The organism is Enterobacter cloacae complex sp. FDA-CDC-AR_0164 (genome assembly GCF_003071645.1).
GTDB lineage: Bacteria > Pseudomonadota > Gammaproteobacteria > Enterobacterales > Enterobacteriaceae > Enterobacter > Enterobacter ludwigii.
The window spans coordinates 2,295,842-2,308,092 of sequence record NZ_CP028950.1; the positions used below are offsets into that span (position 1 = coordinate 2,295,842).

11 protein-coding genes are annotated in these 12,251 nt (G+C 54.8%); 8 read left to right on the forward strand and 3 right to left on the reverse strand.

Going from position 1 to position 12,251, the window contains the following annotated elements; translation table 11 throughout:
- Positions 1–4: 4 nt before the first annotated feature.
- The 5 genes from ubiI (at position 5) to AM410_RS11390 (ending at position 6,962) form a co-directional block, all read left to right on the forward strand.
- Positions 5–1,207: an FAD-dependent 2-octaprenylphenol hydroxylase gene (gene ubiI, locus AM410_RS11365; RefSeq protein WP_032680331.1), complete on the forward strand. Its 1,203-nt coding sequence runs from the start codon at positions 5–7 to the stop codon at positions 1,205–1,207.
- A gap of 430 nt (positions 1,208–1,637) precedes the next feature.
- Entirely contained in the window at positions 1,638–2,732 is a 1,095-nt protein-coding gene (gene gcvT / locus AM410_RS11375) for a glycine cleavage system aminomethyltransferase GcvT (RefSeq protein ID WP_108647830.1), read from the forward strand.
- Between the two features lie 23 nt (positions 2,733–2,755).
- A complete protein-coding gene (gene gcvH / locus AM410_RS11380; protein ID WP_020883725.1) occupies positions 2,756–3,145 on the forward strand; it encodes a glycine cleavage system protein GcvH in 390 nt (129 codons plus the stop codon).
- Between the two features lie 124 nt (positions 3,146–3,269).
- Positions 3,270–6,143 (forward strand): aminomethyl-transferring glycine dehydrogenase, encoded by a 2,874-nt coding sequence (gene gcvP, locus AM410_RS11385; RefSeq protein WP_108647832.1) that lies wholly within the window; start codon positions 3,270–3,272, stop codon positions 6,141–6,143.
- A gap of 75 nt (positions 6,144–6,218) precedes the next feature.
- On the forward strand, positions 6,219–6,962 hold the full coding sequence (locus tag AM410_RS11390; RefSeq protein ID WP_025203278.1) for an SDR family oxidoreductase: 744 nt from the start codon (positions 6,219–6,221) through the stop codon (positions 6,960–6,962).
- Between the two features lie 36 nt (positions 6,963–6,998).
- Here the strand turns inward: AM410_RS11390 and bglA are convergent, their stop codons facing one another.
- On the reverse strand, positions 6,999–8,432 hold the full coding sequence (bglA, locus tag AM410_RS11395; protein WP_108647834.1) for a 6-phospho-beta-glucosidase BglA: 1,434 nt from the start codon (positions 8,430–8,432) through the stop codon (positions 6,999–7,001).
- A 116-nt stretch (positions 8,433–8,548) separates the two neighbouring features.
- Positions 8,549–9,280, reverse strand: a complete 732-nt coding sequence (locus tag AM410_RS11400) for a MurR/RpiR family transcriptional regulator (RefSeq protein WP_040018863.1) — start codon at positions 9,278–9,280, stop codon at positions 8,549–8,551.
- 266 nt (positions 9,281–9,546) lie between these two features.
- Here AM410_RS11400 and trhA point away from each other — a divergent pair, with 266 nt between their 5' ends.
- On the forward strand, positions 9,547–10,206 hold the full coding sequence (gene trhA, locus AM410_RS11405; RefSeq protein ID WP_014171517.1) for a PAQR family membrane homeostasis protein TrhA: 660 nt from the start codon (positions 9,547–9,549) through the stop codon (positions 10,204–10,206).
- Between the two features lie 109 nt (positions 10,207–10,315).
- Here trhA and ygfZ read toward each other — a convergent pair whose 3' ends face one another.
- Positions 10,316–11,296 carry a tRNA-modifying protein YgfZ gene (gene ygfZ / locus AM410_RS11410; protein ID WP_079231695.1) on the reverse strand — a complete coding sequence of 327 codons (981 nt, stop codon included), beginning with the start codon at positions 11,294–11,296 and terminating at the stop codon, positions 10,316–10,318.
- 294 nt (positions 11,297–11,590) lie between these two features.
- On the opposite strand from ygfZ, the gene sdhE reads away from it, so the two are divergent.
- Together sdhE and AM410_RS11420 are read left to right on the forward strand one after the other, a co-directional pair.
- Entirely contained in the window at positions 11,591–11,857 is a 267-nt protein-coding gene (gene sdhE / locus AM410_RS11415; RefSeq protein ID WP_003863437.1) for an FAD assembly factor SdhE, read from the forward strand.
- Positions 11,838–12,248 carry a protein YgfX gene (locus tag AM410_RS11420; protein ID WP_086532137.1) on the forward strand — a complete coding sequence of 137 codons (411 nt, stop codon included), beginning with the start codon at positions 11,838–11,840 and terminating at the stop codon, positions 12,246–12,248. Before sdhE ends, AM410_RS11420 begins: the two co-directional genes overlap by 20 nt.
- Positions 12,249–12,251 lie beyond the last annotated feature (3 nt).

Consider the following 12,251-nt stretch of genomic DNA (forward strand, 5'->3'; position numbering starts at 1 on the left):
CACCGTGCAAAATGTTGATGTCGCCATCGTTGGCGGCGGAATGGTAGGACTGGCGCTGGCCTGTGGTTTACAGGGCAGCGGCCTGCGCGTTGCGGTACTGGAGCAAAACGTGCCTCAGCCTGTCGCGCAGGACGCGCCGCCGGAACTGCGCGTCTCGGCAATCAATGCGGCCAGTGAAAAGTTGCTGACGCACCTTGGCGTCTGGTCAGAGATCGTGGCGCAGCGTGCCAGCTGTTATCACGGCATGGAAGTGTGGGACAAAGACAGCTTTGGTCATATCGCGTTTGATGATGAAAGCATGGGCTACAGCCATCTGGGACACATCATCGAAAATGCCGTTATTCACCATGCTCTGTGGCAAAAAGCGCAGTCCTGCAGCGATGTCACGCTGCTGGCACCGGCGCAAATCCAGCAGGTCGCCTGGGGAGAAAACGACGCCTTTATCACCCTGCAAAGCGGTGACATGCTGACCGCGCGACTGGTTGTGGGCGCTGACGGTGCCAACTCCTGGCTGCGTAACAAGGCGGATATTCCGCTGACGTTCTGGGACTATCGCCATCATGCTCTGGTGGCAACGATTCGCACTGAAGAGCCGCACGGTGGGGTGGCACGCCAAATCTTCCACAATGACGGCATTCTGGCATTCCTGCCGTTGAGCGATCCGCACCTGTGTTCGATTGTCTGGTCTCTGGTTCCTGATAAAGCGCAACAGATGCAGGAGGCGACTCCCGAGGCGTTTAACCAGGCGCTGTGCGTCGCGTTTGATAACCGTCTTGGGCTATGCACCCTTGAGAGCGAGCGGCTGGTGTTCCCGTTAACCGGACGCTATGCGCGTCAGTTTGCGGCGCACCGTCTGGCGCTGGTGGGTGACGCGGCGCATACGATCCATCCGCTGGCCGGGCAGGGCGTGAACCTTGGCTTTATGGACGCGGCAGAGCTGGTTGAAGAGTTGCGTCGCCTGCATCGCGAAGGCAAAGATATCGGCCAGCATCTCTATCTGCGTCGCTACGAACGCAGCCGTAAGCACAGTGCAGCGGTGATGCTGGCAGGCATGCAGGGTTTCCGTGAGCTGTTTGCCGGCGCGAATCCAGCGAAAAAACTGCTGCGCGACCTCGGCCTTAAACTTGCCGATACCCTTCCGGGCGTAAAACCTCAACTCCTTCGCCAGGCGATGGGTCTTAACGACCTGCCGGACTGGCTGCGCTAATATAGACCCCCGTCACACTTTGTTTTCCCGGCCTCTGCGCCGGGGAAATTCGCTCGTTTGAAATAATCTAATTTCACCGCATTTTTCGCATTAGAAAATCTAATCTTACTATTTTTATGTTACGAAAATTCCGCCCGTTTTTCCGCATGAAATATCACCATCTGCTAAATCCTGTTAGAGTAATGTTAATTTTATGCGGGTTTAATCGCAGTTTGCCAGTGAATAACTCTGTAAGCTTTTTCGTGTTTTTAGGTCATAAGCTAATGTGATGGCCCGTTTTACCTTATGGTTAATCGCCGGTTTCGGTGGTAAGTTCAGGTAAAAGAGAACGTTTGCGTCGGGGTCCAGAAAGCGATCGCGGCGCCGGGTTTCGTGGCACTGTTCAGGTGTGCGAAACGCAAGACAGCCCTGCTTATTCAACGAGGAAAAGATGGCTCAACAGACTCCTTTGTACGAACAACACGTGTTATGCGGCGCACGCATGGTGGACTTCCATGGCTGGATGATGCCGCTGCACTACGGCTCGCAGATTGATGAGCACCACGCGGTGCGCACCGATGCCGGTATGTTCGACGTGTCACACATGACGATTGTCGACCTGCATGGCAGCCGCACCCGGGAGTTTTTACGTTATCTGCTGGCAAACGACGTCGCCAAACTGAAGACGCCAGGCAAAGCGCTCTACACCGGCATGCTGAATGCCTCCGGCGGCGTAATTGATGACCTCATCGTCTATTACTTTTCTGAAGATTTCTTCCGCCTCGTTGTAAACTCCGCCACCCGCGAAAAAGACCTCTCCTGGATTACCCAACACGCTGAACCTTACGCCATCGACATCACCGTCCGCGATGATCTGTCGCTGATCGCCGTACAGGGGCCGAACGCGCAGTCTAAAGCCGCCTCTCTGTTCAGCGATGAGCAGCGTAAAGCCACCGACGACATGAAGCCGTTCTTCGGCGTACAGGCGGGCGATCTGTTTATCGCGACCACCGGCTACACCGGTGAAGCGGGCTATGAAATTGCCATGCCGAATGAGAAAGCCGCCGATTTCTGGCGTGCGCTGGTGGAAGCCGGCGTTAAGCCGGCAGGTCTGGGCGCGCGCGATACGCTGCGTCTGGAAGCCGGTATGAACCTCTACGGGCAAGAGATGGATGAAGGCGTGTCACCGCTGGCGGCCAACATGGGCTGGACCATCGCCTGGGAACCGGCTGACCGTGAGTTTATTGGCCGTGAAGCGCTGGAAATGCAGCGTGAAAAGGGCACTGAACAGCTGGTTGGCCTGGTGATGACCGAGAAAGGCGTGCTGCGCGGCGAGCTGCCGGTGCGTTTTACAGATGCTGACGGTAACCCGCGTGAAGGCGTGATCACCAGCGGTACCTTCTCCCCGACGCTGGGCTACAGTATTGCACTGGCGCGTGTTCCGGCGGGCATTGGCGAAACGGCAGTGGTGCAAATCCGCAACCGTGAAATGCCGGTCAACGTGACCAAACCGATTTTTGTTCGCGCCGGTAAGCCGGTCGCCTAATCATTTTTATCAGGAGAACTTCAATGAGCAATGTGCCAGCAGAACTGAAATACAGCAAAGAACACGAGTGGCTGCGCAAAGAGGCGGACGGCACTTACACCGTAGGGATCACCGAGCATGCGCAGGAGCTGCTGGGCGACATGGTGTTTGTTGACCTGCCTGAAGTCGGCGCATCCGTGGAAGCAGGCGATGACTGCGCCGTGGCCGAGTCCGTTAAAGCGGCTTCTGATATCTACGCCCCGGTAAGCGGTGAAATTGTTGCCGTGAACGACGCCCTGAGCGACTCCCCGGAGCTGGTGAACAGCGAGCCTTATGAAGGCGGCTGGATCTTCAAGATCAAAGCCAGCGACGAATCGCAGGTCACCGCGCTGCTGGATGCCACCGCGTACGAAGCGCTGTTAGAAAACGAGTAAGCCTTAACCCTCTCCCCTTTGGGGGAGGGTAGGGTGAGGGGAACAGACGACACCCTCACCCCAGCCCTCTCCCTCAGGGAGAGGGAGAAAACACATTCACTGCACGTTTCAGGAACCATCGCTCATGACACAGACTTTAAGCCAGCTTGAAAACCGTGGCGCCTTCATTGAACGTCACATTGGGCCGGATGCTCAGCAACAGCAGGAGATGCTGAAGACAGTTGGCGCGGATTCATTAAATGCACTGATCGGCCAGATTGTGCCAAAAGACATCCAGCTTGCCACGCCGCCTCAGGTGGGTGAAGCCACCACTGAATTCGCCGCTCTGGCGGAGCTGAAGGCAATTGCCGGCCTGAACAAGCGCTATAAGTCTTACATTGGCATGGGCTACACCAACGTGCAGTTACCCCCGGTTATTCTGCGTAATATGCTGGAAAACCCGGGCTGGTACACCGCCTACACCCCGTATCAGCCAGAAGTTTCTCAGGGCCGTCTGGAAGCGCTGCTGAACTTCCAGCAGGTTACGCTGGATTTGACCGGCCTGGATATCGCGTCCGCTTCACTGCTGGATGAAGCCACCGCCGCCGCCGAAGCAATGGCAATGGCGAAGCGCGTGAGCAAACTGAAAAATGCCAACCGCTTCTTCGTGGCAGCGGACGTGCATCCGCAAACGCTTGATGTGGTTCGTACCCGTGCCGAAACCTTTGGTTTTGACGTGATTGTCGACGACGCCGACAAAGTCCTCGATCATCAGGATGTGTTTGGCGTGCTGCTGCAACAGGTCGGCACCACCGGTGACGTTCACGACTACAGCGCACTGATTGCTGAGCTGAAAGCCCGCAAAGTGGTTGTCAGCGTCGCGGCTGATTTTATGGCGCTGGTCCTGCTGACGGCTCCAGGTAAACAGGGCGCGGATATTGTTTTCGGTTCTGCACAACGCTTTGGTGTCCCGATGGGCTACGGTGGCCCACATGCGGCGTTCTTTGCCTCAAAAGATGAATTCAAACGCTCCATGCCTGGCCGTATCATCGGCGTTTCAAAAGATGCCGCCGGTAACACCGCGCTGCGCATGGCAATGCAGACTCGCGAGCAGCATATTCGTCGCGAGAAAGCGAACTCCAACATCTGTACCTCGCAGGTCCTGCTGGCCAATATCGCCAGCCTGTACGCTGTCTTCCACGGTCCTGTTGGCCTGAAACGCATTGCCAGCCGTATTCACCGTCTGGCGGATATTCTGGCCTGTGGTCTGCAGCAGAAAGGCCTGAAACTGCGCCACGCCCATTATTTTGACACGCTGTGCGTTGAGGTGGCTGACAAAGCCGCGGTGCTGGCTCGTGCTGACGCGGCAGAGATCAACCTGCGTAGCGACATCCATAACGCGGTAGGCATTACCCTGGATGAAAGCACTACCCGCGAAGATATCGTTAACCTGTTTAACGTCTTGCTGGGCGATGCGCACGGCCTGGACATTGATACGCTCGATAAAGATGTCGCGCTCGACAGCCGCTCTATCCAGGAAAGCATGCTGCGTGATGATGCGATCCTGACTCACCCGGTGTTCAATCGCTACCACAGCGAAACCGAGATGATGCGCTATATGCACTCTCTGGAGCGCAAAGACCTGGCGCTGAACCAGGCGATGATCCCGCTGGGCTCCTGCACCATGAAGCTGAACGCTGCGGCAGAGATGATCCCAATCACCTGGCCTGAATTTTCCGAGCTGCACCCGTTCTGCCCACCAGAGCAGGCGGAAGGTTACCATCTGATGATCAACCAGCTCTCCGACTGGCTGGTGAAGCTGACCGGTTACGATGCACTCTGCATGCAGCCAAACTCCGGGGCGCAGGGGGAATACGCGGGCCTGCTGGCAATTCGTCACTATCACGAAAGCCGCAATGAAGGGCATCGCGATATCTGTCTGATCCCAAGTTCTGCGCACGGCACCAACCCGGCGTCTGCCCAGATGGCGGGTATGGAAGTGGTGGTGGTGGCCTGCGACAAGAATGGCAACATTGACCTGGCCGATCTGCGTGCGAAAGCCGAGCAGGCGGGCGAAAAACTCTCCTGCATCATGGTGACCTACCCGTCCACCCACGGTGTGTACGAAGAGACCATCCGTGAAGTGTGTGAAGTGGTCCATCAGTTCGGCGGTCAGGTTTATCTCGACGGTGCGAACATGAACGCACAGGTTGGCATTACCTCTCCGGGCTTTATCGGCGCGGATGTGTCGCACCTGAACCTGCATAAAACTTTCTGTATTCCACACGGCGGTGGTGGTCCGGGTATGGGCCCAATCGGTGTGAAAGCACACCTGGCGCCGTTTGTCCCAGGCCACAGCGTAGTGCAGATTGAAGGCATGTTGACCCGTCAGGGCGCGGTCTCTGCGGCACCGTTCGGTAGCGCCTCAATCCTGCCCATCAGCTGGATGTATATCCGCATGATGGGCGCGGAAGGGCTGAAGCAGGCAAGCCAGGTGGCTATCCTCAATGCTAACTACATCGCAACGCGTCTGAAAGAAGCGTATCCGGTGCTCTACACGGGCCGTGATGGTCGCGTGGCGCACGAGTGCATCCTCGATATCCGTCCTTTGAAAGAAGAGACAGGTATCAGCGAGCTGGATATTGCTAAGCGTCTGATTGACTACGGATTCCATGCGCCAACCATGTCGTTCCCGGTGGCGGGTACGCTGATGGTTGAACCCACCGAGTCTGAAAGCAAAGTTGAGCTGGACCGCTTTATTGACGCGATGCTGGCTATCCGCGCTGAAATCGACCGCGTGAAAGCCGGTGAGTGGACGCTGGCTGATAACCCGCTGGTTAACGCACCGCACACCCAGAATGAGCTGGTCTCCGGGTGGGAGCACGATTATACCCGTGAGCAGGCGGTGTTCCCGGCCGGCATAGCAAACAAATACTGGCCGACCGTGAAACGTCTCGATGACGTCTACGGTGACCGTAATCTGTTCTGCTCTTGTGTGCCAATGAGCGAATACCAGTAATCGTTCCGCGGTTATAACGTGTTACAGGCCGGGTCAGCGTTAACGCTACCCGGCTTTTTTTATAAGGAGACATAGATGGCAATTGCACTGGTCACCGGCGCCAGCCGCGGTATCGGTAAAGCCACCGCGCTGCAGCTGGCGCGCGAAGGCTACACCGTGGCGGTGAACTATCACCACAACATTAAAGCCGCGACGGATGTGATCACGATGATTACCGACGCGGGGGGTACCGCTTTTGCCGTGCGTGCAGATATCAGTGATGAAGCTCAGGTGCTGGCGATGTTCGACAGTATCGATCGTGAAGCCGGACCGCTTACCGCACTGGTGAACAACGCCGGGATCCTGTTTGAACAATCCACGATTGAACACCTCTCCGCTGAACGGATCAACCGCGTGTTAGCCACGAACGTGACCGGTTATTTCCTCTGCTGCCGCGAAGCGGTAAAACGCATGTCGTTCAGACATGGTGGCAAAGGCGGCGCGATCGTGAACGTGTCATCCGCGGCATCGCGCCTCGGTGCTCCGGGTGAATATGTGGATTACGCCGCGTCCAAAGGTGCTGTTGATTCGTTGACGACGGGATTATCGCTGGAAGTGGCAGCGCAAGGGATCCGCGTAAACTGCGTGCGTCCCGGGCTGATTTACACCGAGATTCATGCATCTGGCGGTGAGCCGGGCCGGGTGGATAGGGTCAAATCCATGCTGCCTATGCAGCGTGGCGGTCAGCCGGAAGAGGTGGCGCAGGCGATTGTCTGGCTGTTGAGCGAGAAAGCCTCGTATGTGACGGGAAGTTTTATTGAACTGGCGGGTGGGAAATAAACATCTCCTCTCCCCATCGGGGAGAGGAGAAAAGCGTTAAAGCGTCTCGCCGTTGCTGGCAATCACGTCTTTGTACCAGTTAAAGCTCTTTTTCCGCGAGCGTGACATATCGCCGGTACCGTCGTCGTGCTTGTTCACATAGATAAAACCGTAGCGCTTGCTGTACTGGCCGGTAGTGAACGACACGCAGTCGATGCAGCCCCACGGGGTATAACCCATCAGATCCACACCATCATACGTGACGGCTTTCATCATCTCTTCCACGTGCGCACGCAGGTAGTCGATGCGGTAGTCATCATTGATGCTGCCGTCTTCTTCTACTTTGTCGTAGGCGCCAAAGCCGTTTTCCACGATAAACAGCGGTTTCTGATAACGCTCGTACAATTCGCACAGGGAATAGCGCAGACCCACCGGGTCAATCTGCCAGCCCCAGTCAGAGGCTTTCACATGCGGGTTCGGTACGCTGCCTTCAAAGCCTGAGATAGCATCGCCAGTACCGCCTTCCGCTTTCACGGCGTTGGTCATGTAATAGCTGAAGCCCAGATAGTCACAGGTGCCTTCACGCAGGATCTGCTCGTCACCCGCTTCCATATGGATGGTGAAGCCACGGCGTTCCCATTCATTAAGCACATAGGATGGGTAGTAACCGCGCAGCTGGACATCGGTAAAGACATAGCGTTCACGCATGGATTCCTGTGCAAACATCACGTCCTCTGGTTTACAGGAGAACGGATAGAGCGCCACCATTGCCAGCATACAGCCGACTTTCATTTCCGGGTTAATGCGACGCGCCGCTTTCACCGCCAGCGCGCTGGCAACGAACTGGTGGTGCAGCACCTGGTACATGGTCTCTTCCGGATTGTCATGCTCGGTATAAACCACGCCTGAGCAGCAGTAGCCAAACAGCGGCGCACGCCAGTTACGCTGGTTGTTGATCTCGTTAAAGGTCATCCAGTATTTGACCTTATTTTTGTAGCGCTCAAACACCACTTCCGCGAAGCGCACAAAGAAATCCACCACGTTACGGTTGGTCCAGCCGCCGTACTCCTGCACCAGGTGCAGCGGCATTTCGAAGTGGGAGAGGGTGATGACCGGTTCAATATTGTATTTCAGCAGCTCATCGAACATGTCGTCGTAGAACTTCAGGCCTTCTTCATTCGGCTGTGTTTCATCCCCTTTCGGGAAGATACGCGTCCAGGCGATAGAGGTGCGGAAACATTTGAAGCCCATCTCAGCAAACAGCTTGATGTCTTCTTTGTAATGGCCATGGAAGTCGATAGCTTCGTGGTTAGGATAGTATTTCCCCGGCACGACTTCCTGCGTGATTTCGCGCGGCACGCCGTGCGCACCGCCCGTTAAGACATCGCAGATGCTCGGCCCTTTACCGCCTTTGTTCCAGCCGCCTTCAACCTGGTGAGCGGCCACTGCGCCGCCCCATAAAAAGTTTTTTGGTAGGGTAAGTTTTTTCATCGCTGCTATTCTCAATAAATGACATATTGCGTTCGAGTCTAGCAAAGCGGAATTAAATGTCACGATATAACAAGTCGTTGAAAATGTAATTTGTCACATCGAAAAAACAGGGTGTTTTATTCTGTCAGTTTCTTCGCCAGTTTCCGGCCAAGTGATTCGAGAATATAGATGACGGGTATTTGTGTGGTGATATCGTACACGCCGCCTATCCGCGTCTGAGGGACATGCCAGGAGAGGTTAAAGTCCGCGAGCTTTGCCAGGCGCGAGTGCTCGTGGCTGGTTATGGAGAGCACTTTGCAGCGATGCAGGCTAAACTGGCTGGCAAAGCGCAGGATCTCTTCAGTTTCACCGGATACCGACAGCACAATCGCCAGCGCGTTTTTAGCCATATCATTGGTGACCGGGAAATAAGGATCGTCGATGTGGTTGCTGAATTTACCGATATTCGAAAAGAAGCGTGCGCCATATTTTGCCAGCGAGCCAGACGTGCCCGCACCGACAAATATAATACGTTCGGAAGATAAAATAATATCGACCGCCTCATCTAATAAAGCATCGAACTCTTCGTTATTAACGCCTTTAAAGAAGCTAATAATTTCACTGGCACCAAAATTTGCCTGCTGAGGTTCGTTCTGCTCTAAATAGAGCTTAAAGCGCACGCGGAATTCAGAGTAGCCTTCGCAGTTGAGTTTGCGGCAAAAGCGCAGGATAGTGGTCGTTGAGACGCCAGCCGCATCCGCCAGCTCGCGGATGGTCATGTACATGACTTTGTCACGATTTTTAATGACATAGTTGTAGACCATCATTTCCAGATTATTGAGACTGGCAATGGCTGCGTGGGTGAACATACTCACAATGGCGAAACTCTCATTCAGACATCATTTATTCATCATAACATGCAGCAAGTCGGCAGGATCCAATTTTATGCCCTTGATTCTTAATGATTAAATTTTAATGTGAACAAATGTTAGGTGAATAATTTGTTTATGTTCATGATTTATAGATAAAAATTATGTTTGTGAAATTATTTTAGCTAACAGGTGTTCACTGGAATCATTCTCAGTTAGCATAGACAGGTGATGAATATTCATCGTTAGTTTTCCCGGAGTTTTGTATGGTGAGCAGACCATTAATTGCACAGGGATATTCGCTGGCTGAGGAAATAGCCAACAGTATTAGCCACGGTATTGGCCTGGTTTTTGGGATTGTCGGTTTAGTGTTATTGCTGGTGCAGGCAGTGGATACGAATGCCAGCGCAATGGCCATCACCAGCTACAGTCTGTATGGCGGGAGTATGATCCTGCTGTTCCTGGCGTCGACGCTGTACCACGCTATCCCGCATCAACGGGCCAAGATCTGGCTCAAGAAATTCGACCACTGCGCTATCTATCTTCTTATTGCAGGTACCTACACGCCTTTCCTGCTGGTGGGTCTTAACTCGCCGCTGTCGCGTGGCCTGATGATTGTTATCTGGAGCCTGGCGCTGCTGGGGATCCTGTTTAAGCTGACCATTGCGCACCGGTTTAAGGTGCTGTCGCTGGTGACCTATCTCACGATGGGCTGGCTTTCGCTGATTGTGGTTTATCAACTGGCGATCAAGCTGGCGGTAGGGGGCGTGACGCTTCTGGCCGTTGGGGGCATCGTCTACTCGCTGGGCGTCATTTTCTATGTCTGCAAGCGTATCCCGTACAATCATGCTATCTGGCATGGGTTTGTGCTGGGCGGTAGCGTGTGCCACTTTTTAGCGATTTATCTCTATGTGGGACAGGTTTAATTTCAGGACGTTGATCTTCTTGCCTCCGCCCTCTCTTCGTGAGAGTAAGCAAAAAAAACGGTAACCGTCAGGTTACCGTTTTTTTATCTCGTCGCCGGGCAATGACGCCTTACTCTTCCAGCGAATACGGCAGTGGCTCAATGCTCAGTGTATTGGCATCGTCACGCACGCGGAACACGCTGTCGGCTTCCATATCGTTGTTCATGACGGCCTGAACCAGAAGGCGGCCATCATCCAGTTGAACTGCGGCTAACACCGTGCCTGTACGGCGCCAGTTCTCGCCCATCTTCAGCTCTAAATCTTCACCAGCGTCAGGCACGCGGCTGGCGTGGCCCGCCAGGGTCCACAGTGCGCGTTTGTTGGCTCCGCGGAATTTGGCGCGTGCCACCATCTCCTGGCCGGTATAGCACCCTTTCTTAAAGCTAATGCCACCCAGCGCCTGCAGGTTGGTGGCCTGAGGAATGAACTGCCCGCTGTTTGCGGCGTCAATCACCGGCAGCCCGGCTTCAATGTTCAGCGCCAGCCACTGTTGGCTGTTATTAAACTGGGCTTCACCGCGCAGCGCCTCGGTGACGCGTTCGGCGGTCGCGGTATCCGTGACTAACAGAAAGCGTTCCGCCGGGTGTTCAAACCACAGGATAGACGTTGCGCCTTCGCTGACGACCTGTTTCTGGGCATCCGGGAGTTCACTGAACAGATTTTTCAGCGCCGCACGGGCCTGGAAGCCTGCCACGCCCAGCAGAACGTGTTCATCATCCGCGGCGATAGTGACTTTTGAGAAGACCGCGTATTTTTTCAGCTCGGTGAGCTGCGCGTCCCGCAGGCTGCGGCGCTCAATAAAGGCAAAACCCTCCTGGCGACGGAACAGGCGCAGGTTGCTCCACATCTTCCCTTTTGGATCGCAGTGTGCGGCCAGCAGATGCTGGTGTTCGTCCATCTGGCTGACGTCGGCGGTTACCTGGCCCTGCAGGTATTTTTCGCTGTCTGCACCGGTGAGTGTCGCCAGCGCCCAGTCATCAAGAGTAATAAGCGTCAGCGGCAGACGCGCAGAGGCGGCGGGCTGGCGAGGAGAAAATGGTGTAAAGGCCATAACGATATCCTGAATTGCTTAACGCTTTGATAATGCCTAATGGTAAAAGAGCCTGCTGGCATTGCAAGCGCTTTCAACAGGCCATTTGTGCCATAACCCGGTTATGCGTAGCGCCACGCAAAATAGTGTAATCCGCTGTCTTTATAGGGTTTATTGTGGAAGCGCGCTCGTGGTTCGCAATATTCCAGTAAAGAAACGGTCAAAAACACGTTACACTAGCTGGTGTCCCCGCAGAGAAATCAAGAACACTGGACGGGGTGCCGACTGTGCCAAACGTAATGCAGGAAACAGAACATGGATATTAACAACAAGGCCCGTATTCACTGGGCGTGCCGTCGCGGCATGCGTGAACTTGATATTTCCATCATGCCTTTCTTCGAATATGAGTATGACAGCTTAAGCGATGATGATAAGCGTCTGTTTGTTCGCCTGCTTGAGTCTGACGATCCTGATTTATTTAACTGGCTGATGAATCACGGCAAACCCGCCGACACCGAGTTGCAACGGATGGTGCAATTAATTCAAACACGGAATCAGGAACGTGGTCCTGTGGCAATCTGACCTTCGCGTCTCGTGGCGCTCGCAGTGGATGTCGTTGTTGCTCCACGGCCTGGTCGCGGCCTTTGTGTTACTGATGCCGTGGCCGCTTAGCTATACGCCTCTGTGGCTGCTGTTGCTGTCGTTTGTGGTGTTTGACAGCGTGCGCAGCCAGCGCCGCATTCATGCCCGTCAGGGGGAGATCAAATTACTGATGGATTCCCGCCTGCGCTGGCAGGGAAAAGAGTGGGAAATTCTCGGTCTGCCCTGGATGATCGCTTCCGGCATGATGCTGCGGCTACGTAGCGTGGACAGCGGGCGTCGCCAGCATCTGTGGCTGGCCGCGGACAGTATGGATAGCGCTGAGTGGCGGGACCTGCGTCGGATGTTATTACAGCAACTGACGCAGGAGTAATTC

Bases quoted from the DNA above. Each gene is read 5' to 3' on its own strand.
- gcvT (WP_108647830.1), top strand. From the start codon at position 1,638: ATGGCTCAACAGACTCCTTTGTACGAACAACACGTGTTATGCGGCGCA.
- gcvH (WP_020883725.1), top strand. From the start codon at position 2,756: ATGAGCAATGTGCCAGCAGAACTGAAATACAGCAAAGAACACGAGTGG.
- gcvP (WP_108647832.1), top strand. From the start codon at position 3,270: ATGACACAGACTTTAAGCCAGCTTGAAAACCGTGGCGCCTTCATTGAA.
- AM410_RS11390 (WP_025203278.1), top strand. From the start codon at position 6,219: ATGGCAATTGCACTGGTCACCGGCGCCAGCCGCGGTATCGGTAAAGCC.
- bglA (WP_108647834.1), bottom strand. From the start codon at position 8,432: ATGAAAAAACTTACCCTACCAAAAAACTTTTTATGGGGCGGCGCAGTG.
- AM410_RS11400 (WP_040018863.1), bottom strand. From the start codon at position 9,280: ATGTTCACCCACGCAGCCATTGCCAGTCTCAATAATCTGGAAATGATG.
- trhA (WP_014171517.1), top strand. From the start codon at position 9,547: ATGGTGAGCAGACCATTAATTGCACAGGGATATTCGCTGGCTGAGGAA.
- ygfZ (WP_079231695.1), bottom strand. From the start codon at position 11,296: ATGGCCTTTACACCATTTTCTCCTCGCCAGCCCGCCGCCTCTGCGCGT.
- sdhE (WP_003863437.1), top strand. From the start codon at position 11,591: ATGGATATTAACAACAAGGCCCGTATTCACTGGGCGTGCCGTCGCGGC.